At 64.1% G+C, this 22,178-nt stretch carries 21 protein-coding genes; 15 read left to right on the forward strand and 6 right to left on the reverse strand.

What is annotated here, in order from left to right; translation table 11 throughout:
• The 6 genes from IG122_RS07980 to fabD form a co-directional block, all read right to left on the reverse strand.
• The gene (locus IG122_RS07980) at positions 1 to 1,443 is read right to left on the reverse strand and encodes a TrkH family potassium uptake protein (RefSeq protein WP_193182228.1); all 1,443 of its coding nucleotides are present in this window, start codon (positions 1,441 to 1,443) and stop codon (positions 1 to 3) included.
• Between the two features lie 73 nt (positions 1,444 to 1,516).
• Complete coding sequence (mltG, locus tag IG122_RS07985; protein WP_193182230.1) at positions 1,517 to 2,485, reverse strand: endolytic transglycosylase MltG; 969 nt, start codon at positions 2,483 to 2,485, stop codon at positions 1,517 to 1,519.
• Positions 2,486 to 2,491: 6 nt separating this feature from the next.
• On the reverse strand, positions 2,492 to 3,757 hold the full coding sequence (fabF, locus tag IG122_RS07990) for a beta-ketoacyl-ACP synthase II (protein WP_193182232.1): 1,266 nt from the start codon (positions 3,755 to 3,757) through the stop codon (positions 2,492 to 2,494).
• 71 nt (positions 3,758 to 3,828) lie between these two features.
• Positions 3,829 to 4,065 carry an acyl carrier protein gene (locus tag IG122_RS07995; protein ID WP_193182234.1) on the reverse strand — a complete coding sequence of 79 codons (237 nt, stop codon included), beginning with the start codon at positions 4,063 to 4,065 and terminating at the stop codon, positions 3,829 to 3,831.
• A gap of 243 nt (positions 4,066 to 4,308) precedes the next feature.
• A complete protein-coding gene (gene fabG / locus IG122_RS08000) occupies positions 4,309 to 5,049 on the reverse strand; it encodes a 3-oxoacyl-[acyl-carrier-protein] reductase (protein ID WP_193182236.1) in 741 nt (246 codons plus the stop codon).
• Positions 5,050 to 5,087: 38 nt separating this feature from the next.
• Positions 5,088 to 6,038 (reverse strand): ACP S-malonyltransferase, encoded by a 951-nt coding sequence (gene fabD, locus IG122_RS08005; RefSeq protein ID WP_193182238.1) that lies wholly within the window; start codon positions 6,036 to 6,038, stop codon positions 5,088 to 5,090.
• 307 nt (positions 6,039 to 6,345) lie between these two features.
• Here fabD and rpsF point away from each other — a divergent pair, with 307 nt between their 5' ends.
• The 15 genes from rpsF (at position 6,346) to IG122_RS08080 (ending at position 22,170) form a co-directional block, all read left to right on the forward strand.
• Positions 6,346 to 6,834 (forward strand): 30S ribosomal protein S6, encoded by a 489-nt coding sequence (rpsF, locus tag IG122_RS08010; protein ID WP_193182240.1) that lies wholly within the window; start codon positions 6,346 to 6,348, stop codon positions 6,832 to 6,834.
• A 3-nt stretch (positions 6,835 to 6,837) separates the two neighbouring features.
• Positions 6,838 to 7,092, forward strand: a complete 255-nt coding sequence (rpsR, locus tag IG122_RS08015; protein WP_193182243.1) for a 30S ribosomal protein S18 — start codon at positions 6,838 to 6,840, stop codon at positions 7,090 to 7,092.
• A 42-nt stretch (positions 7,093 to 7,134) separates the two neighbouring features.
• A complete protein-coding gene (locus IG122_RS08020) occupies positions 7,135 to 8,124 on the forward strand; it encodes a DUF2232 domain-containing protein (protein ID WP_193182245.1) in 990 nt (329 codons plus the stop codon).
• 67 nt (positions 8,125 to 8,191) lie between these two features.
• On the forward strand, positions 8,192 to 8,806 hold the full coding sequence (gene rplI / locus IG122_RS08025; protein WP_193182247.1) for a 50S ribosomal protein L9: 615 nt from the start codon (positions 8,192 to 8,194) through the stop codon (positions 8,804 to 8,806).
• Between the two features lie 213 nt (positions 8,807 to 9,019).
• Positions 9,020 to 10,531, forward strand: coding sequence for a replicative DNA helicase (locus IG122_RS08030; RefSeq protein ID WP_193182249.1), 1,512 nt, complete (start codon positions 9,020 to 9,022; stop codon positions 10,529 to 10,531).
• Positions 10,531 to 11,667: an alanine racemase gene (gene alr, locus IG122_RS08035; protein WP_193182251.1), complete on the forward strand. Its 1,137-nt coding sequence runs from the start codon at positions 10,531 to 10,533 to the stop codon at positions 11,665 to 11,667. Before IG122_RS08030 ends, alr begins: the two co-directional genes overlap by 1 nt.
• 46 nt (positions 11,668 to 11,713) lie before the next feature.
• Positions 11,714 to 12,487 carry an MlaE family ABC transporter permease gene (locus tag IG122_RS08040; RefSeq protein WP_193182253.1) on the forward strand — a complete coding sequence of 258 codons (774 nt, stop codon included), beginning with the start codon at positions 11,714 to 11,716 and terminating at the stop codon, positions 12,485 to 12,487.
• Between the two features lie 16 nt (positions 12,488 to 12,503).
• Positions 12,504 to 13,292: an ABC transporter ATP-binding protein gene (locus tag IG122_RS08045; RefSeq protein ID WP_193182255.1), complete on the forward strand. Its 789-nt coding sequence runs from the start codon at positions 12,504 to 12,506 to the stop codon at positions 13,290 to 13,292.
• 14 nt (positions 13,293 to 13,306) lie between these two features.
• Positions 13,307 to 14,710: a DNA repair protein RadA gene (gene radA / locus IG122_RS08050; RefSeq protein WP_193182257.1), complete on the forward strand. Its 1,404-nt coding sequence runs from the start codon at positions 13,307 to 13,309 to the stop codon at positions 14,708 to 14,710.
• Between the two features lie 3 nt (positions 14,711 to 14,713).
• The gene (locus tag IG122_RS08055; RefSeq protein ID WP_193182259.1) at positions 14,714 to 15,382 is read left to right on the forward strand and encodes a CvpA family protein; all 669 of its coding nucleotides are present in this window, start codon (positions 14,714 to 14,716) and stop codon (positions 15,380 to 15,382) included.
• 49 nt (positions 15,383 to 15,431) lie between these two features.
• Positions 15,432 to 16,913, forward strand: a complete 1,482-nt coding sequence (gene purF, locus IG122_RS08060; RefSeq protein WP_404924271.1) for an amidophosphoribosyltransferase — start codon at positions 15,432 to 15,434, stop codon at positions 16,911 to 16,913.
• A 25-nt stretch (positions 16,914 to 16,938) separates the two neighbouring features.
• A complete protein-coding gene (locus IG122_RS08065) occupies positions 16,939 to 17,643 on the forward strand; it encodes an SDR family NAD(P)-dependent oxidoreductase (RefSeq protein WP_193182261.1) in 705 nt (234 codons plus the stop codon).
• Positions 17,621 to 18,580, forward strand: coding sequence for a glycerophosphodiester phosphodiesterase (locus tag IG122_RS08070; RefSeq protein WP_193182262.1), 960 nt, complete (start codon positions 17,621 to 17,623; stop codon positions 18,578 to 18,580). The genes IG122_RS08065 and IG122_RS08070 overlap by 23 nt, the downstream gene beginning before the upstream one ends.
• Before the next feature lie 78 nt (positions 18,581 to 18,658).
• Entirely contained in the window at positions 18,659 to 19,648 is a 990-nt protein-coding gene (locus tag IG122_RS08075) for a zinc transporter ZntB (protein ID WP_193182263.1), read from the forward strand.
• A 26-nt stretch (positions 19,649 to 19,674) separates the two neighbouring features.
• Positions 19,675 to 22,170: a mechanosensitive ion channel family protein gene (locus IG122_RS08080; protein WP_193182264.1), complete on the forward strand. Its 2,496-nt coding sequence runs from the start codon at positions 19,675 to 19,677 to the stop codon at positions 22,168 to 22,170.
• The last annotated feature ends 8 nt before the right edge of the window (positions 22,171 to 22,178 follow it).

Raw genomic sequence — 22,178 nt, forward strand, 5'->3', positions numbered from 1 at the left:
TCAGGTTTTCCAGAAGTCGCGGTCGAAAGCGACGAGGACCGTGAAGATTTCCAGACGCCCGAGAATCATGATGAAGGACAAAAGGATCTTCGCGCTGTCCGGCAGGCTCTCGAAGGTTCCCGACGGCCCGACGACCGAGCCCAGTCCCGGCCCGACATTGGTGATCGCCGTCACGCTCGCCGAATAGGACGTGTCGAGATCGAGCCCGAGAAAGGTCAGCGCGACCGTACTGATCGCGATGGTCGCGACGAACAGGGCGAGAAATGCGAGGACGCCGAACGCGGCCTCCTCCGGCAGCGGACGGCCGTTGAAGGAGGTCGGCACCACGCGGTGGGGGCTGGTCAGTCTCTTCACATGCGCCTTGATCACCTGGAGCAGCACCTGGAAGCGGTAGATCTTGATCCCGCCCGAGGTCGAGCCCGAACAGCCGCCGACGAAGGTCAGGACGAGGAACAGGCCGATCGCACCGGCCCCCCATGTCGTGTAGTCGTCGCTGGCGAAGCCCGTCGTGGTCACGATCGAGGTCACGTTGAAGAAGGTCAGTGTGATCGCCTCGAAGAGGCTGGCCTCGCTCCGCTGGTGTAGCCAGATCCCCGCCGCCAGGCTGACGATGCAGAGAAACCCGACAAGGGTCGTGACCTGGCTGTCCCGGAACATCGCCAGGCGATTGCCGCGCGCGACCTTGATGTAGAGGAAGAACGGCACCGCCCCGGACAGCATGAAGATCGTGCCGGCCCATTGCATCGCGGCGCCCTCGAAATAGCCGAAGGACGCGTCGTGGGTCGAGAAGCCGCCGGTCGAGATCGTCGCCATGGCATGGCAGACCGCATCGAACCCCGTCATCCCGAGGGCCCAGAAGGTCGCTGTGCAGAGCGCCGTCAGACAAAGATAGATCAACAGGATATCGACCATCATGACCGACCAGCGGGATTCGACCTTGTCGGATGTGTCGGAACTCTCGCTTCGGAACAGCTGCGCCCCGCCGATGCGCATGAACGGCAGCAACACCACGGCCATCACGAGAATCCCGATGCCGCCGATCCATTGCAGCAGGGAACGCCAGAGCAGGATGCCGGGCGGCAGCTCGTCGAGACCGGTGAAAACCGTCGAGCCCGTCGTCGTCAGCCCCGAGGTCGCCTCGAATACCGCATCGGCATAGCCATGCCCGAGACCGAGAAAGGGCAGCGCCGTGAAGAGCGGCAGGACAAGCCAGCACAGACCCGTCAGCAGGAAAGCGGTGCGCAGAGACATATCGGTCGAGCGCTCGCTCCAGGTCGCGAGGATGACGGAAACGCTGACGAAGCCCATGAACGCGGCCGAGCCGGCAAAGACCTTCCAGTCGGGGTTCCCCGCGAGCAGATCGACCAGCATCGGCAACAGGGCGCCGAGGGCCGAGCCAAAGACCACGATACCGACAATATGAAAGACAAACTTGATCTGCATTTCGGTCTCCTTGACCGTCCAGCAAAACGCCCCGCCCAGCCATTCCGGCAAGCGGGGCGAGGTCAGTGCACCGTCAGTTGGCGTCCCTGATCTTGCGCCATTTCCGGACGTTGCGGTTGTGTTCCTGCAAGGTCCGCGCAAAAGCATGCCCGCCGGTCCCGTCGGCGACGAAATAGAGGTAGTCCGTTTCCACCGGGTTCATCACTGCACGGATCGCGTCGATCCCGGGATTGGCGATCGGGGTCGGCGGCAAACCGTCGATAACATATGTGTTGTAAGGCGTTTCACCTTTCAGGTCGCCGCGGGTCAGGGGGCGGTCGAGGCCCTCGGGAGAAATCCCGTAGAGGACCGTCGGATCGGATTGCAAGCGCATGCCTTTCCGCAGCCGGTTGACAAAGACCCCGGCCACCAGCCCCCGCTCGCGCGCAATCCCCGTCTCCCGTTCGACGATCGAGGCAAGAATCAGCGCATCCTCAGGCGCGTCGAACGGAAGGTCCGGTGCCCGCATCTCCCAATTCCGGGAAAGAGCGCCGCGCATCGACTCCTGCATCCGTGCCAAGAGATCGGCGCGCTGGTCGCCATAGGAAAAGTGATAGGTTTCCGGAAGCAGCGTGCCTTCCTTTGGAACCGCGACATCGCCGAACAGACCTTCCGCGCGCTGCAGGCGATCCACCACCTCCGCCGAGGTCAGCCCTTCCGGAATGGTCAGCCGGCGCACGACGGTCTTGCCGGAAGCGAGGATATCCATCACCTCCCGCGGGCTGGCCTTCGCCGGAATATGATACTCACCGGCCCTGAGCGAACGGGCTTTCTCGAAGGCCCGCGCACCGATCGCGAAGATATAGTCGTGGCGGATAATTCCGGCGCCCCGCAAGACCGAGGCGATGCCGTCCAGCCCGGTTCCCGCGGGTATGATCACGTTCCGGGCCACCTGGAGCGGCCCGGGTCCGGTGAACTGGGCATAGCCCCAGGCGAGGACGACCGCCGCCGCGACCGCCAGAACGGTGCCCCCCGATATCAGCCGGAGCACTGCCCGACCCACGGGGCGTTACTCCGGTGCGGAGAAAATCAGGGACGCGTTGGTGCCACCGAAGCCAAAGGAGTTCGACAGGGCGTGCTTCACCTTGCGCTCCTTCGCTTTCAGCGGAACGAGATCGGCCGCGCCGACCTTCTCCGACGGATTGTTCAGGTTGAGCGTCGGCGGCAGGATGCCGCGCTGAATTGCCAGCACGGAATAAATCGCCTCGACCGCGCCCGCGGCCCCGAGCAGGTGACCGATGGCCGACTTTGTCGAGGACATGGACGCACCGCCAAGATCGTCACCCATCAGCCGCTTCACGGCGCCAAGCTCGATCATGTCACCGAGTGGCGTCGAGGTGCCGTGGGCATTGATGTAGCCGATCTGGTCCGGCGCGAGGCCCGCCCGCTTCAGCGCCGCCTTCATCGCGCGATAGCCGCCATTTCCGTCATCGGCCGGCGCGGTGATGTGATGCGCGTCGCCGGACATGCCGTAACCCGTCACCTCGGCGTAGATCTTCGCACCGCGCTTCTTGGCGTGTTCGTATTCTTCCAGGACGACGCAGCCGCCTCCCTCGCCCATGACGAAGCCGTCACGGCCCTCGTCCCACGGACGCGAGGCCTCTGCCGGCGTGTCGTTGAAGCCGGTGGAAAGTGCCCGGGCAGCGGCGAAACCGGCAATGCCGAGACGGCAGACCGCAGCTTCCGCGCCGCCGGCGACCATAACGTCGGCATCGTCCAGCATGATCAGCCGCGCCGCGTCGCCGATGGCGTGGGCGCCGGTCGCACAGGCCGTCACGACCGCGTGGTTCGGACCGCGAAACTTGTAGCGGATAGAGACATGGCCCGAGATCAGGTTGATCAGCGCGGCCGGAATAAAGAACGGGCTGATCCGGCGCGGACCGCGCTCGAGCAGCAATTGTTCGGTACTGGCGATGCTGGTGAGACCGCCGATACCGGAACCGATCAGCACGCCGGTGCGGTCCTGGTCTTCCTCACCTTCCGGCAACCAGCCGGAATCCTTCACGGCCTGATCGGCGGCGGCCATGCCGAGCATGATGAAACGGTCGACCTTGCGTTGTTCTTTCGGCTCGAGATAGGCGTCCGGATTGAACAATCCGTCCCCACCTTCGCCTTGCGGAATGACTCCCGCGATCTTGGCAGGCAGATCGGAGACATCGAATTCGTCGATGCTTCTGATTCCGGAGTCCCCGTTGATCAGCCGGGTCCAATTATGCTCGACCCCGTCCCCGAGGGGCGTGACCATACCAAGTCCGGTAACAACAACGCGTCTCATCACCAGGGCATTTCCAGAAATGTCATGGGACCCCGGGCGGCACCAACCGCCCGAGGGGAATCGATAGCCGGTTAGTTGGACGACTGCTCGATGAAGGTGATCGCGTCCTTGACGGTCAGGATCTTTTCGGCGGCATCGTCCGGAATTTCGACGCCAAACTCTTCTTCGAACGCCATGACAAGTTCAACCGTGTCGAGGCTGTCCGCCCCGAGGTCGTCGATGAAGCTCGCGGAATCAACCACCTTGGCCTCGTCAACGCCGAGATGCTCGACCACGATCTTCTTCACGCTAGCGGCGACGTCACTCATTTTTGTTTTCCTCGAATCTTAAGCTCTACGGTTTTACCGGCAGCACGTCTGCGTTTACCGGCCTCAATATACCCCAAGAAACGCGCATTCCGTCATGGAGTAAGAAACACTTTGGCAGTACGCCTATGCGGGGCGGCGGGATACCACACTTTTTTTTAATTGCCTAGCATCAGAAATCCCGGCGCCGCATCCCCGAAACAGCCGGAAGCGCGCGCGACTCGCCCGCTCTCCCGCTCCGCTCGGTCAGAGCATCGCCATCCCGCCATTCACGTGAATGGTTGCCCCGGTCACATAGGCCGCTTCCTCGGACGCAAGGTAGACCACAGACGCGGCGATGTCCTCGGGCGTACCGAGTCTGCCCGCGGGCACCCCGGCGAGCAGCTTCTCATGCTGTGCCTCGTCGAGCACATCGGTCATCGCCGTCTTGATGAAGCCCGGCGCGACGATGTTGGCCGTGATGCCACGATTGGCGACTTCCTGGGCGAGCGATTTGGTGAACCCGACCATGCCGGCCTTGGAGGCGGCGTAGTTCGCCTGCCCCGGATTGCCGGTCGCGCCGACGATGGAGGAAATCCCGACGATACGGCCCCAGCGGCGCTTCATCATGCCGCGCAGCAGGGCACGGGAGAGGCGGAAGCCCGAGGTTAGGTTCACGTTCAGCACGCTTTCCCAGTCCTCGTCCTTCATCCGCAGCATAAGCCCGTCTTTGGTGACGCCGGCATTGTTGATGAGGATGTCGATTCCATCGGACGCGACCTCTTCCGCCGTCTTGGCCAGAGCGGCGACCGATTCTGCATCGCCGAGATTGGCGGTCACGACATGGGCGCGGCTGCCGAGCTCGTCGGCCAGCGCCTGCAGCGCCGCCTCGCGCGTTCCCGACAGCACCACTTCGGCGCCCTGCGCATGCAGCGCCTTGGCGATCGCATTGCCGATACCGCCGCTCGCGCCTGTCACCAGGGCCGATTTTCCATCTAGACGAAACATATGTCTTCTCCCTCGCCCGTTCCCGGGTCGACCAGACCTTAAAGGGTTTCGAGAAACGCCGCGATCTCTTCCGGCGTGCCGACGGCCCGCCCGGCGAGCGAGCGGTCGATCCGCTTTGCAAGTCCGGTCAGAACCTTGCCGGAGCCGAGTTCGACGATCTCGGTGACGCCCTGCCCAGCAAGCCAGAGCACCGACTCGCGCCAGCGCACCATGCCCGTCACCTGTTCGACCAGTCGGGTGCGAATCTCGCGCGGATCGCTGATCTTGTCGGCCAGCACGTTCGCGACCAGCGGCACGACTGGCTGCCGCAGGTCGGTGGTCGCCAGCGCCTCGGCCATCGCGTCAGCCGCCGGGGCCATCAGGCCGCAATGGAAGGGGGCGCTGACCGGAAGCAGTACGCTCTTCCGCGCGCCCTTCTCCGCCGCCGCCGCGACCGCCTTCTCGACCGCCGCCTTGGAGCCGCTGATCACCACCTGGCCCTCGGCATTATCGTTCGCGATATCGCAGACCCCGCCATCGGCCGCACCGGCCGCCGCGACTTCCTGCGCGAGCTCAAGCGAAACGCCCAGCAGTGCAGCCATCGCGCCCTCGCCTACCGGAACCGCGGTCTGCATGGACTCGCCGCGCAGCCGCAGCAGCTTCGCCGCGTCGGCGACGTCCAGCGCGCCGGCCGCCGCGAGGGCGGAATACTCGCCGAGGGAATGCCCCGCGACGTAGCTCGCCATGTCCCCGATCGACTTGCCGCTCTCGGCCTCCAGGACCCGGACCACCGCAAGGCTTACCGCCATCAGCGCCGGCTGAGCGTTACGAGTCAGGACGAGCTCCTCTTCCGGCCCCTCGAACATCAGCCGGGACAGGGGCTCGCCCAACGCATCGTCAACCTGCTCGAAAACCTCGCGCGCGGCGCCGTAGGCCTCGGCGAGCGCTTTGCCCATTCCGACCGCCTGGGAACCCTGGCCGGGAAACGTGAATGCGCGAACCGTCGTCATGTTTGAAATCCTTGTATTTTAACCAAGGTATCGTTCTGTCCTTCCGCGCCGGGCCTCGCGCCCGCATGAAGGCGGCGTATGCTCCACGCCCTCTTTATCAGCGGCGCCAAAGAGAACGAGCCGGAAAAGCGCTGTCAAGCGGAACCGTCTCTCAGGTTGCACGCCTTGGGGTTTTGTGTATATTCCGCCGGTCCCGCGCTAAGGCACCCCGGTGCCGGGGCGGGATATTACATAACTCCTTGCCGGCAGAGCCGGCTTAGCAGCGTCCCTTTGAACGGGGCGTTCTGATTATCCGTAAGGAGATAAAATGCCTCTCTATGAGTGCGTGTTCATTGCACGCCAGGACATCTCGTCCGCCCAAGCCGAGCAGCTCACCAGCGATTTCTCCGAGATCATCACCAACATGGGTGGTGAGATCAAGAACACCGAATCCTGGGGCCTGCGCTCCCTCGCTTACAAGATCAAGAAGAACCGCAAGGGCCATTACGTGCTGATGCACGTCGATGCCCCGTCCGATGCCATCCTCGAGATGGAACGGCAGATGCGCATCAACGAAGACGTGCTGCGCTACATCAGCCTGCGCATCGAGGAAGTGCCGGAAGGCCAATCCGCGATTCTTCTCGCCAAGTCCGAACGCAGCGACCGCGGTGGCCGTGGCGGCCGTCCGGGTGGCGGCCGGTTCGACCGTGGCGACCGTCCGGAACGCGGTGACCGTCCGGAACGTGGTGACCGTCCGGATCGCGGCGACCGCTTCGACCGCGGCGACCGTGACAACAGCGAAGCCCAGGGAGACTGATCCATGAGCACTCTTACGATTTCCCGCGCCGCCGTTCGCAAGCCGTTCATGCGCCGCCGCAAGTCCTGCCCGTTCTCCGGCCCGAATGCGCCGCAGATCGACTACAAGGACATCAAGCTGCTGCAGCGCTTCCTGTCCGAACGCGGCAAGATCGTTCCGAGCCGCATCACGGCCGTTTCGGCCAAGAAGCAGCGTGAGCTGGCGAAAGCCATCAAGCGCGCCCGCTTCATGGCCCTGCTGCCGTACGTGCTCAGCTAAGGGATCAGCCGACACCTGCTTTCGCGGGTTCGACGAGGCAAGATGTGGTCAAAGTGGTTTCCCATAGGAGCGGCGGCACTCGCGAGCGCGCTCATGTATCTCTCCACGATCCTCGGATCGTTCGGAGCGATTCTGCTCGCCTTCCTGTCTCCGCTTCCGCTCTTCGCCCTCTCGCTTGCGCGGGGGTGGATTGCGGGACTGACCGCTACCCTGGTTGCGGGGGCGATCGTTCTGCTCGCCGCCAATTCCATGGCCGGCCTGTTCTTCGTGATCATTTCCGGTCTGCCGGCGGTGCTGCTGACACGCAAGGCGTTGTTGGCGAGACCGCTGAACGACGATCCGGAGAGCACGGAACTCGAATGGTATCCGGCCGGCATGCTGGTTATGTGGCTGACGGCGCTCCCCGCGGTGGGATTGCTGACGGCCGTTCTGGTCGCGGGCCTGCAGGGTCCGGGTCTGGAAGCCATGGTCCGGACCGAGGTCGAGGGGATGTTCAATGCGATGGGAACGGCGAGCGAAGGGATCTTCGCCCTGCCCCAGGAACAGGTGGACGCCCTTATAAACCTCACAGTTGCCGTTCTACCCGGCATTGCCGGACTGCAATGGTCCATGCTGACCCTCGTCAACGGCCTTCTGGCCCAGGGCGTGCTCGCACGCTTCGACGCCAATCTGAGGCCGTCGCCCCGAATGCGGGACATCCGATTGCCGGTCTGGGCGCCCTTCCCGCTCGCCATCGCTGCTCTGGCGGCGATGCTCGCGGATGGAGCCCTCGGCTATCTCGGCTGGAACGCGGTGCCGATCCTGTGTCTGCCCTTCTTGCTCTCCGGTCTCGGGCTCGTCCATGCCCTCGCCGGAGCGTCGAACGGCAAGCGTTGGCTTCTGCCTGCCACCTATACGCTGATGATTCTGTCCTTCGTTCCCTACCTGGCATCCTTCCTTCAGCTCGTTTGGATACTGCTTATCCTGGCGGGACTGGTGGATCACTGGGCGGATCTGAAAGGGCGGATCGCACGGAATTCGAATCAAACGTGATCCCGGTCGGAACCGGCCCGCGCCGCAGCTTCGCGGCAGAGGCCCCGGCCACAAAGGAGTAAGAGAAATGGAAGTCATTCTTCTGGAGCGTATCGAACGTCTCGGCCAGATGGGCGACGTCGTTAACGTGAAGCCGGGCTTCGCCCGCAACTTCCTGCTGCCCCAGGGCAAGGCCCTTCGTGCGAGCAAGAACAACCTGACCCACTTCGAAGGCCAGCGCGCCCAGCTCGAAGCGGAAAACCTCGAGCGCAAGGGTGAGGCCGAACAGGTCGCGACCAAGCTCGCGGGCATGGTGGTTCCGGTGATCCGGGCCGCCGGCGACAGCGGCCAGCTCTACGGCTCCGTCACCTCCCGCGACATCGCGGACGCGGTCACCGCCGGGGGCGTCACCGTCAGCAAGCGCCAGGTCGTGCTCGACCGCGCCCTGAAGATGCTCGGCCTCGAAGAGATCCGCGTCGTGCTGCATCCGGAAGTGTCGGTGAACATCACCGTCAACATCGCCCGCAGCGCCGACGAAGCCGAACAGCAGAAACTCCTTGGCCGTGCCGTCGGCACCGAAGAAGCCGAGGAAGCCGAGGAAGAGGAAGAAGCCCAGTTGACGGCCGAAGCCGCTTCCGAGCTGCTTGAGGAAGGCCTTGCCGAGGCGGCCGCCGACGAGGAAGAGAAGCCTGCGGAGGCCTGAGCCTTTTCGCGTCTCTCACCAACTGTTCCGGAAACGGCCGCCCGTCGGGGCGGCCGTTTTCTTTTTCACAGGGTCAAGCCCTTGGTTTTCGGGCCGCAAATCCGAGATATCCCCGCTATTCAGCTTTATACACAGCCGTAAGTCTTTGATAAATCACGGCTTGGGGATAAGATTGCTGAAGACGTCCACAGCCCTTCTTGGTATGTGTATCTGATGTCCAGTTCAGAGCCATTCTCGACCATCACATCTCTCACGCGCGCGGAACCGCAGACCAGCGAATACCGCGAGCCTCCCCACAACCTAGAGGCGGAACAAGGTCTGCTCGGCGCGATCCTGGTCAATAACCGTGCCTTCGAGAGGGTCAGCGAGTATCTGGCGCCTGAACATTTCGCCGACCCGGCTCATGGGCGCATCTTCGCCGCCTGCGGCCGGCTGATCGAGAAAGGCCAGATCGCCAACCCGGTGACCCTGAAACCGCTCTTCGATCAGGACGATTCCCTGCAGGAGGCCGGCGGCGCGCAGTATCTGGTCCGGCTCGCCGCCTCCGTCGTCACCGTGATCAATGCCGACGATTACGGCCAAGCGATCTATGACAGCTTCCTGCGCCGCGAACTGATCGATCTCGGCGGCGAGATCGTCAACGTGGCCTACAAGCACGATCTCGACCTGCCGGCGGCAGATCAGATCGAGGCCGCGGAATCGAAACTCTTCAGTCTCGCGGAACGCGGCTCCAGTCAGGGCGGCTTCCAGGATTTCGGCGAGGCCCTGACCACCGCCGTCCGGATGGCCGAGGAGGCTTTCAAGCGAGACGGCGGGCTTGCGGGTATTTCCACCGGTCTGACCGACCTCGACGCCAAGCTCGGCGGCCTGCACCCCTCGGATCTGCTGATCCTCGCCGGCCGGCCGGCCATGGGAAAGACCGCGCTGGCGACGAACATCGCCTTCCATGTCGCGACCGCCGCGCTCAAGGACCCGGAACTCGACCGCCAGGTCGTCGCCTTCTTCTCGCTCGAAATGTCGGCCGAACAGCTCGCCACGCGTATTCTGGCCGAGCAGACCGAGATCTCGTCGGAGCATATCCGGCGCGGCGAGCTGACGACCGAGGACTTCCAGAAGCTGGTCGCCTCCAGCCAGGACCTTGAGCGGGCGCCGCTCTATGTCGACGATACCCCCGCGATCACCATCGCCACCATGCGCGCCCGCGCGCGGCGCCTGAAGCGCCAGCAGGGACTTTCGCTCATTGTGGTCGACTACCTGCAGCTCATGCGCCCTTCCGCCGGTCAGCGGGCCGACAACCGGGTGCAGGAAATCTCCATGATCACCCAGGGCCTGAAGGCGATCGCCAAGGAACTGGACGTGCCGGTCATCGCCCTGTCCCAGCTTTCACGCGCCGTCGAACAGCGCGAGGACAAACGCCCCGTGCTGGCCGACCTTCGAGAATCCGGATCGATCGAGCAGGACGCGGACGTCGTCATGTTCGTGTTCCGCGAGCAGTACTATCTCGAGAAGGGCGAACCCGCGCAGCGCATCGATGAGTCCGACGAGAAGTTCCACGACCGGCACGACCAGTGGAAGGACCGCTGCGAGAAGTCCTACGGCAAGGCCGAGGTCATCATCGGCAAGCAGCGCCACGGCCCGACAGGCACCGTCACGCTGCACTTCGAAGGCTCGACGACCAAATTCTCCAATTTCGTCTCGGACGATCACATCCCGGACAGCTTCTGATGCTCGATACCTCTCCGGCAGCCGGCGGCTCCGATGCCGCGTCGGAACTCGTGGTCGATCTCCGCGCGGTCAAACAGAACTACCTGTCCCTGCAGCAGCGGCTCGGAAAGAGCGAATGCGCCGCGGCCGTGAAGGCCGACGCCTACGGAACGGGCGCGGACAAGGTGGCTCCGGCGCTCTTCGAGGCTGGCTGCCGGACCTTCTTCGTCGCAACCGTCGACGAAGCGATCGCCCTCCGAAAGATCCTTCCCAGCGCCCGAATCGCCGTGCTCAACGGTCTGCTTCCGGGGACCGAACAGGTCATTCCGGAGCACGATCTGATCCCGGTCATCAACGATCTGGAGCAGGTCTCACGCATTCGCGAAATGTGCGTCGCCGCCGGCCGGGCGCTGCCGGCCATGCTGCATATCGACACCGGGATGAACCGGCTTGGCCTGTCGCCGGACGAGATGGATCGTGTGGCCGAGGATCCCGATTTGCTGACCGGCCCGGACTGGCTCTACGCGATCTCGCATCTCGCCAGCGGCGACGATCCCGGCAACCCGGAGAACGCGGCGCAACTCGCGCGGTTCGCCGACCAGCGCCGCCGTCTAAAGCGGCCGCTGCGGGCAAGCCTGGCCAACTCGGCCGGGATCTTTCTCGGTCTGGATTATCATCTGGATCTCGCCCGCCCCGGCTTCGCGCTTTACGGCGGCCGGGTGGAAGACGGCAAACCGAGCCCGATGGAGCCGGTTGTCCGGCTGCGGGCGCGCATCCTGCAGGTCCGCACCGTCCTCGCAGGCGACAGCATCGGCTACGGCGGCACGTACAAGGTGACCAAGGATGCGCGTATCGCCACGGTAGCCGTCGGCTATGCGGACGGTTATCTGCGCTGCCTTTCGGGCAAGGGCGCGGCCTATATCGGCGACCAGCGCTTCCCCGTGGTCGGCCGGGTCTCGATGGACATGCTTGCCGTCGACGTCAGCCACGCGGATCCGACCGAAGTCTATCCGGGCGGCTATATCGAGCTGCTCGGAGCGCATTACACGGTGAACGACGCGGCCGATGACGCGGGAACCATCGGTTATGAAATATTGACAGCTCTCGGCCATCGCTATACCCGACGCTACATCGAAGCGGCGAGCGGAGAGTCCTGATCATGCGTATCCCGATGCCCGGATCCCACGGGGGAAACGCCAGCGCATGACCTTCCTCGCAGCCGTGGGACGGACCTTCCTTGGGTTCCTTGCCGCAACCGGGCGGCTCACGATCTTTACCGGGATAACGCTCGGTCATTGCGTCCGTCCTCCGCTTTACTGGCGCCTGCTCATGCGCCAGATCGTCGATATCGGCTATTACTCCCTGCCTGTGGTCGGACTGACCACGCTCTTCTCCGGCATGGTTCTGGCACTTCAGAGCTATACGGGCTTCGCGCGGTTCAACGCAGAGAGCGCCGTCTCCACCGTCGTCGTGCTCTCCATGACGAGAGAACTCGGCCCGGTACTGGCCGGCCTCATGGTCGCGGGCCGGATCGGCGCCTCGATGGCGGCCGAGATCGGCACGATGCGGGTGACCGAGCAGGTCGACGCGCTGACCACGCTTTCGACCAATCCGTTCAAGTATCTCGTCGTCCCCCGGGTCCTGGCCGGCATGATCAGCCTGCCCTTCCTGGTGCTGATCGGCGACATCATCGGGGTTTTCGGCGGCTATCTGGTCGGTGTGCACAAGCTTGGCTTCAATGCCGGGACTTACCTCAAGAGCACCTTCGAGTTCCTCGAGACACAGGACGTGGTCTCCGGCCTCGTGAAGGCGGCCGTCTTCGGTTTCCTGATCGCCGTCATGGGCTGCTATCATGGCTACCATTCGGGCCGCGGCGCCCAGGGGGTCGGCCGGGCGACGACCAACGCGGTGGTATCGGCCTCCATTCTGATCCTGATATCGAACTACCTGATCACCGAACTCTTCTTCGCCCGCTAGACGGCTGGAAAGCGCGATGGCCGAAACCACGGCGGCAAATCCCAAGATCCGGATCCGGGGCCTGCAAAAGTCCTTCGGCTCCAATCATGTGCTGCGCGGGCTCGACCTCGACATCGCGGCGGCGGAGTCCGTCGTCGTGATCGGCGGGTCCGGGACCGGCAAATCCGTTCTGATCAAAACCATCACCGGCCTGATGGAAGCTGACGGCGGCACGGTCGAGATCGACGGCGTCGACGTACTCAAGCTGACTCCCTCCGAGCAGCACGGCATGATGAACCGCTTCGGCCTGCTGTTTCAGGCCGGCGCCCTCTTCGACTCGCTGACCGTTCTGGAAAATGTCGCCTTCGGCCTGGTCGAGGCACAACGCATGCCCCGCGGAAAGGCGCACAAGCTGGCCCTCGACTTCATGGGCCAGGTCGGTCTGGAGCCAAGCGTCGGAGCGATGTATCCGGGAGAGATTTCCACCGGCATGCGGAAACGCGCCTCCCTCGCCCGCACCATTGCGACCCATCCCGACGTCGTGTTCTTCGACGAGCCGACCACGGGCCTCGACCCGATCATGGGCGACATCATCGACGAGTTGATCGTCAAATGCGTCAAGGACCTGAAGATCACCGCCCTCACCATCACCCATGACATGGACAGCGCGCGCCGGGTCGGCGACCGGATCGCGATGCTTTACGACGGCAAGATCATCTGGCAGGGCCCGACCACCGAGATCGACAATTCCGGAAATCCCTATGTGCACCAGTTCATCAACGGCCTCGAGGAAGGCCCGATCGAACTGGTGACGCGCCGGGCCTGACGGGGCACGCGGCGATGGCAAAATCCCAGTCCCGCTATGTCTGTCAGGAATGCGGCGGCGTGCAGCCCAAATGGGCCGGCAAATGCGATGCCTGCGGCGCCTGGAACACGCTGGTCGAGGAGGTGGTCGAGAAGAGCGCGCCGAAAGGCCTCAGCGGTGCCAAGGGCCGCCGGATCGAGTTCGTCGATCTCGCCGGCAGTTCCGAGAAACGCCCGCGCCGGGTGACGAAGATTGCCGAATTCGACCGGGTCGCCGGCGGCGGCCTCGTGCCCGGCTCGGTGATCCTGATCGGCGGCGATCCTGGTATCGGCAAATCCACGCTGCTGCTGCAGGTTACGGCCAAGCTTTCGGAACATTGCCTCTGCGCCTATGTCTCGGGCGAAGAAGCGCTCGATCAGGTCCGGATGCGGGCCCAGCGGCTCGGCGTCGCCAAGGCGCCTGTCCAGCTCGCCGCGGCGACCAGCGTGCGCGATATCGTTACCACGCTCGAAAGCGAGGACCCACCGGACGTGCTGGTGATCGACTCGATCCAGACCATGTATGTCGACGCCATCGACAGCGCGCCGGGCACCGTCTCCCAGGTCCGCGCCTCGGCCCAGGAGCTGATCCGTGTCGCCAAGCGCCGCGGCATCGTGCTGATGCTGGTCGGACACGTGACCAAGGAAGGCACCATCGCGGGCCCCCGCGTGCTGGAGCACATGGTCGACACGGTGCTCTATTTCGAGGGCGAGCGGGGGCACCAGTTCCGCATCCTGCGCGGCGTGAAGAACCGCTTCGGGCCGACCGACGAGATCGGCGTCTTCGAGATGACCGAGGGCGGTCTTGCGGAGGTCACCAATCCCTCCGCCCTCTTCCTCGGCGACCGGCAGGAAAGCGTCTCCGGCGCCTGCGTCTTCGCCGGCATGGAAGGCACCCGCCCGCTTCTGGTCGAGATCCAGGCGCTTGTCGCGCCCTCGCCCTACGGCACGCCCCGGCGGGCGGTGATCGGATGGGATTCGGGCCGCCTCGCCATGGTGACGGCGGTGCTGGAAGCACGCTGCGGCGTGGTTCTCGCGGGCAGCGACGTCTTCCTCAATGTCGCGGGCGGCCTGAAGGTCGGTGAACCGGCGGCGGACCTGGCCGTCGCGGCAGCCCTGCTCTCCTCGCTGACCGGCAAGCCGGTTCCGTCCGATGCCGTGGTCTTCGGCGAGATCGGCCTCTCGGCCGAGATCCGTGCCGTCGCCCATGCCGAGGCGCGGCTGAAGGAAGCGGCCAAGCTCGGCTTCGGCCGCGCGATCCTGCCGGAGCTGCGGCGCAAGAAGGGCGAGAAGGCGTCGCGCAATGACGGCCTCTCTCTCGCCACGATCCGGCAGTTACATGATCTGGTGGCCATGTTTCAGGACGAGACGTCGGTCGGACGCAAAGCGGGAGAGGCCTGAGCTTTGGAAAACCTGCCCGTCAACGTGACGGATCTCGCGATCATCGCCGCCGTGCTGATCTCCGGCATTCTCGCCTTCGCCCGCGGCTTCTTCCGCGAGGTGCTGTCGATCGGCTCATGGGTCGCTGCCTTCTTCGCCGCGCTCTATCTCTACCCCGTCGTAACCCCGTATATCCGCCAGTTGCTGGGCTGGGGCGACATGGCCGACCTTGCCGCCGGGGTCGCCGTTTTCGTCGTCTCCGTGATTGTAATGTCGCTGTTCACCCACTATGTTGCAGCCGCATTACAGGGCAGCAGCCTGAGTGCGATCGACCGTTCTCTCGGGTTCCTTTTCGGGATCGCCCGGGGCGCGGTTCTGGTCTGCCTGCTCTATCTCGGACTGAATTGGCTGATCGAGGATGATGGCTATCCGAAATGGGTAACCGAAGCCCGCACATTGCCCCTTGTTCAGCAGGGGGCGGAAACGCTTGTCAGTCTGGTCCCGCCGCATCTGCGCCCGCGGATTCGCGACGCCGCCGGATCGGCGGAAACGAAAGCCCGCGAAGAAACCCAGAAACTGCTCTACGAACGCCTGATGAGCCCTCCGGCAAAATCCGATGCGCCGCAAGGCGGCGACGGGTATACTGCCGAGCAACGTCGGGATCTGGAGCGGGTCATCGAGAACACGCAGTAGCGTGCTCATCCACATCGCCAAGATACGCCACTGACGGGAGGGTGTCATTGTGACGGAGAAGGACAAACCGTTGGACCATTCCCATCAGCACGACGACGACCATCTGCACGAGGAGTGCGGGGTCTTCGGCATCTTCGGCGCTCCCGAATCCGCCGCTCTCACAGCCCTTGGCCTGCATTCCCTGCAGCATCGCGGACAGGAATCCTGCGGCATCGTCTCCTGGGACGGCGAGCATTTCCACGCCCACCGCGCGCTCGGCCATGTCGGCGAGAATTTCGGCGATGAGTCCGCCAAGATCGTGTCCCAGCTCAAGGGGCATGCTGCGATCGGCCATAACCGTTATGCGACCACTGGTGCGACCAACCTGCGCAACGTGCAGCCGCTGTTCGCCGATTTCGAATTCGGCGGCATGGCGCTCTGCCACAACGGCAACCTGACCAACGCGATCGACCTGCGCGACTCTCTGGTCCGCCAGGGCTGCCTCTTCCAGTCCACCTCCGACACCGAGACCATCATCCATCTCGTCGCCCGCAGCCCGCAGCAGACCGTGCTCGACCGGGTGATCGACGCGATGCAGAAGATCGTCGGCGCCTATTCCCTCGTCTGCCTGACCCGTGACGCGCTGATCGGCATCCGCGACCCGCACGGCGTGCGCCCGCTGTGCCTCGGCAAGGTCGGCGACGCGCATATCCTGACCTCGGAAACCTGTGCTCTCGACATCATCGGCGCCGACTTCGTGCGCGATATCGAGCCGGGCGAGGTCGTCATGATCACGAGTGACGGCATCAAGTCGCTGAAGCCCTTCGCGGCGAAGCCGAGCCGCTTCTGCATCTTCGAATATATCTACTTCGCCCGCCCCGACAGCGTGATGGAAGGCAAGAGCGTCTATAACGCGCGCAAGGAAATCGGCGCCGTTCTGGCGAAGGAAAGCCACGTCGACGCCGATGTCGTCGTCCCGGTGCCGGACAGCGGCGTCCCGGCCGCGATCGGCTATGCCGCCGCGGCAGGCGTGCCTTTCGATCTCGGCATCATCCGCAATCACTATGTCGGCCGTACCTTCATCGAGCCGACGGATCATGTCCGCCATCTCGGTGTGAAGCTGAAACACAATGCGAACACCGCCCAGCTCAAGGGCAAGCGCGTGGTCCTGGTCGACGATTCCATCGTCCGCGGCACCACCTCGACCAAGATCGTCGAAATGGTCCGCCAGGCAGGCGCCAAGGAAGTCCACATGCGGATCGCCAGCCCGCCGACGACCCATTCCTGCTTCTACGGTGTCGACACGCCGCAGCGCGAGAAGCTGCTCGCGGCCCGCATGTCGGTCGAGGAGATGGCGGAACTGATCGGCGTCGACAGCCTCGCCTTCATCTCCCATGACGGGCTCTACAAAGCCGTCGGCGAAGCCGCCCGAAACAGTGAGCATCCGCAATATTGCGATGCCTGTTTCACTGGCGACTATCCGATCGCGCTGATCGACCAGAATGACGGCTCCAATGTCCGGCAGCTGTCGCTCCTGGCCGAGGCCTCCTGATCAGACCAATCTAGCTGAGAGTTTCATGACCGGAAAACTCGAGGGCCGCATCGCGGTCATTACCGGCGCCTCCCGGGGCATCGGCGCGGCCGTCGCGAAAGCCTTCGCGCGGGAAGGCGCGCATGTCGTGCTCGTGGCCCGCACCGTCGGCGCGTTGGAGGAGGTGGACGACGAGATCCGCGCCGCCGGCGGAAGCGCCAGCCTGGTGCCGATGGATCTGAAGGACTCCGCCGCCATCGACCGCTTGGGCGCCGCGCTCTACGAGCGCTACGGCAAGATCGACATCCTGGTCGCGAATGGCGGGATGCTCGGCACCCTGACGCCGATGCACCATTACGACCCTCAGCTCTGGGACGATGTCATCGCGGTCAACCTGACCGCCAACCAGCGGCTGGTGCGCAGCCTCGACCCGCTGCTCCGCCAGTCGGATGCCGGACGGGCGATCTTCGTCACCTGCGACGCCGCGCATGGCGAACGTCCTTTCTGGGGCGCCTATGCGGTCAGCAAGGCAGCACTGGAAGCGATGGTGCGCAGCTACGCGGCGGAGAACGCGCGCGGGACGATCCGGGCCAATCTGCTCAACCCAGGCGCCACCCGGACCAAGATCCGCGCCACCGCCTATCCTGGCGAGGATCAGGCGAGTGTGCAGGCGCCGGAGGAACTGGTGCCGCTCTTCCTCGAACTCGCCTCGCCGGACTGCCTGCGCAATGGCGATCTCGTCGATGCGTAAGGCCGGGCGCAGCGCGCTTCTCGCCGCAGTTATGGTCGCAAGCATATCCGCATCTTCCGACGCGGTCGAAATTCAGGGACATCGCGGCGCTCGCGGCCTGTTGCCCGAAAATTCCCTGCCGGCATTCGCCAGGGCGCTGGATCTCGGCGTCGACGTTCTCGAACTGGACACGGTGATTACCGCAGACGGAATCGCGGTTATCCATCACGACCGCGCACTGTCTCCGGAGCTCGCACGCAAGAACGGCTCCTGGATCGAGACCGAGGTGCCCCTGCGCGCGCTCACGTCGGAAGAACTCGCCGCATACGACATTGGCCGCATCCGGCCGGGCAGCCGCTACGAAAAGCGCTTTCCGGGCCAGCAGCCAGTCGACGGCACACGGGTCCCTCGACTCGCCGATCTGTTCCGCTTGATCAAGGACCGGGCCAACGTAAATGTCCGCTTCAATATCGAGACCAAGCGCTCGCCCCTGCATCCGTCCGACACACCGGATCCCGAGAGCTTCGCCCGCACCGTGATCGACACCGCGAGGGATGCCGGCATGGCGCACCGGGTCGCATTGCAGAGTTTCGACTGGTCGACGCTGATCGCGGCCAAGAGAATCGACCCGGCGATCCCGACCGTGTGCCTGACTGCCGAAGCCCGCTGGCTCGACAATCTGGAGATTGGCAAGGACGGCGCCTCGCCCTGGCTTGGCGGGCTGGATATCGACGATCACGGCGGCTCGGTGCAGAAAACGGCAAAAGCCGCCGGCTGCGCCGTCTGGTCGCCCTATTACCGCAATGTCACGAAAGAAGCTGTCGAAGCTGCTCATGCCGAAGGGTTGACGGTCGTGGTCTGGACGGTGAACGAGACCACCGACATGAAGCGGATGGTCGATCTGGGCGTCGATGGCATCATCACCGACTATCCGGACCGCGCAGCGGCCCTCAGGTAGGAACGCCCCGGGATTGCCCGATTAGACGGCGAACCTATACTGGACGCGGGATAATCCTGAACGGGTTGGGGACGAGAGATGAACACGGCTGATGGCGATGGCGGGCTGATTGCCGGTATCGGCCTGCCCCAGACCGGCTCCCACGTCGAACTCGACTGGAAAGACCTCGAAACCGGACGGCCGAAAGACCTTCGCCTCATCTGGCTCCATCTCGACCAGAAACAGGAAAGCGCACGGTCCTGGATCCGCGAGCGTTCGGGCATACCCGATGTCGCCGCCGAAGCCCTGATCGCGGAGGAGACACGGCCAAGGGTCCAGCGCTTCGATGATGGAACGCTGCTCGTGCTGCGCGGCGTCAACCTCAATCCCGGCGCCAACCCGGAAGACATGGTCAGTCTCAGGATCTGGATCGAGCCGGGCTTCATGATCACGGTGCGAATGCGCCGGCTGCTCGCGGTGCAGGACACCGTCGATTCGATACGCACCGGCTATACACCGCAATCAGCGGACGAACTCCTGAGCACGATTGCCGACCGCCTGTTCAAGCGCATGGGACCGGTGATCGACGATCTGGAGGAGCGGATCGATACGGTCGACGAGGAACAGACCGTTGGCGATCTTCGCCAGCCGACGCGGGAACTCCAGCTGCTTCGGCTCAGGACCATCATCCTCCGGCGCTATATCCTGCCGCAGCGGGACGCGCTCCGGCAACTGACCAACGACCCGCCCGCGTGGTTCAGCCGCCGAACCATCAGCGGCCTGACCGAGGCCGCGGATCGGGTGATCCGCTATGTCGAAAGTCTCGATGAAATCCGCGAGCGGGCGATGGTCATCCAGGACACGATCCAGAACCGGAACAGCGAGGAGCTGAACCGGCGCCTCTATCTGCTCTCGGTGATTTCCGCCATCTGTCTGCCGCTCGGACTGCTGACCGGCCTGCTTGGCATCAATGTCGCCGGCATGCCCGGCACGGAAACCGCGTGGGCCTTCTGGGCGGTCTCGCTTCTCATGATCGTCATCGTCGGTCTGGAACTCTGGGCACTGAAAACGCTCAAATGGTTCAGATGATGCGAAAGGCCCGGTACGGGGAAAACATGCTGAAACGTCTCACTCTCATCGTCGCGGCTCTGGCGCTGACCGTCCTCTTCACTTCCGGGTTTCCCAGCGGCTCCTCTGCGCAGACGTCTCCGTCCGAGACCGGCCAGAATACGCAGACCGATCCGCTTCGGAAGATCGCGCCGGAACAGATCAAGGACCTCGTCTCCACCCTGAAGGACGAGCAGGAGCGCAACGCGCTGATTTCCAAGCTCGAGGCCCTGATCGCGGTTTCGGAAGACAATTCGGTCGAACAGGAGGTCGACACCGGACTCGCGACGGCGATGTCGGATGTGGTCAAGGCAATCAGCGATTTCCTTCAGGAGGCGGTGACCCGGCTGTCGGTGGCCGCCCTCGCCCTGACGAACGTGAAGAGCCTGCTCCCCCTCATCAACGACCTGATGGCCGACCCCAAAGGGCTGCTTGCACTGGGCGAGTGGATCGGGATCATCGGCGGGATCGTCGCCATCGGACTGGTTGCCGTCCATATTCTTGGTCGCATCATTCGCCGCCCTCTCGACCGGATCGAAGCCTGGTCCGCAGAGGGGTCTCTGCTGCATAGCGCCGCCGCCGCGGTCCCGCTGTTGCTGCTTCGGGCTCTGAGGCCTTTGGTATTTTTCGCCGTCACCCAGCTGATTTTGACGACCGTCGATTCAAGCAACGTACAACTCGCCGGGCGCGCCTTCGTCTTTGCCGTAGCGTCTCACCTCGTTTGTCTCGCCGTCGTCCATACGCTTCTGAAACCGGCCGGACTGCTCAGCAGGGCGATGGAAATCTCGCCGGGAACCGGCGCCTATCTGGGCGTCTGGGTGAATCGCGTCCTGGCGACCGGCATCTACGGTATTCTCGGCCTTCAGAGCGGCTATATCCTCGGCTTACCCTATGCGACCTTCCTGTTCCTCGAGAAGGTGGTCTACGGCGTCCTCTGGATCCTCATGATCGCCTTCATCCTGCAGAACAGGGCCAGCGTCGCCCGGACGATCTCACACCGCTCCGACGGAACGACCCGCAATCCCTTCTGGTCTCTGCTCTCCGCGATCTGGCACCTGATCGCCATCGCCTACGTCACCGCCGGGCTGATCATGCTCATCTCGATGGGCGACAGCGGGTTCGTCAGGCTTGCCGAGATCGCTGCCTTCATGGTCGTCATCGTGGTCGTCTGGCGCGTCGCCTGGCTCGCCATCGATACGATCGGCCTCCGGCTGTTCTCGATCTCACGGGAGCTGACGGATCGTTTCCCGTCGCTCGAGCAACGCGCGAACCGCTACGTGCCGCATGTTCTCGGCGGGGCCCGCATCCTGATCTCGATCGCCGCGATCGGCGCGCTTCTGGAGATCTGGGGCCTTCAGCTCTCGGCCTTCCTTGCCTCGGACAACGGCAAGATCCTGATCCGTGCCTTGGCGACCGTCGTTCTTGTCGGCGGCGGCGCGCTCATCGTCTCCGAACTGGTCGGCCTCTTCGTCGAGCGCCGGCTCAAGGTTTCGGAGGAGAACGGAACCCTCAGCGGCCGCGAACGGACCCTTCTGCCGCTTCTGCGGCGCGCCGTCGCCATCATCCTCGGCGTGCTCGCGATATTCGTGATCCTGTCCGAGATCGGTGTCGATATCACCCCGCTCCTCGCCGGTGCCGGCGTCGTCGGCCTCGCTGTCGGTTTCGGCTCGCAATCTCTGGTGAAGGACGTGATCTCCGGCGTCTTCCTGCTGATCGAAGACACCCTCAATGTCGGCGACTATATCGATGTCGGCGGCAAGACCGGGACGGTCGAGGCACTCAGCATCCGCACACTCCGTTTGCGCGACGTCGCCGGCGATCTGCACACCATTCCCTTCGGCAGCGTCGACGTGATCACCAATATGACCAAGGATTTCGCCTTCGCCCTGGTCGATGTCGGGGTCGCCTACCGCGAAGATGCCGATCTGGTCATGAAGCTGCTGAACGAGATCGGCAACGAGTTGGTCGAGGACGAGAAGATCAAGGACTCGATCATCGGTCCGTTCGAGGTCGTCGGCGTTCAGGATCTCGCGGATTCCAGCGTCAATATCCGCACGCGCGTCAGGACGAAACCCGGATCGCAGTGGAATGTGCGGCGTGAGTTCCTGCGCCGCGTGAAGCGGCGCTTCGATGCCGAAGGCGTCGAGATTCCGTTCCCGCATCAGACGCTCTATTTCGGCGTCGACAAGGAGGGCGCCGCCCCGCCAGCCTTCGTCAAGGTTTCCCAGCAGACGCGCGAGCGTAAGACGGACACGGACGGCGCGGAAACCGGCAAGGGCGCCAACGGCTATTTCGAAACGGCCAATCCCGAAATGGCCGACGCGCAGGAAGCCCGCAACGCGGACAAGCAGAGCCAGGAGGCGGAACGCCGCAAACGCGAGGAGGAGCGCGCCAAGGCGGCCGAGGAGGTCAAGGAAGCACAGGAAGATCTCGCGCACGACGACCCGGCGAAAATGGACGAGGACGACAGCGCTCGCTCCTCCGACAGGAAAAAGCCCGAATAGGGCCCGGC

The sequence above is a fragment of the Nisaea sediminum genome, assembly GCF_014904705.1.
GTDB lineage: Bacteria > Pseudomonadota > Alphaproteobacteria > Thalassobaculales > Thalassobaculaceae > Nisaea > Nisaea sediminum.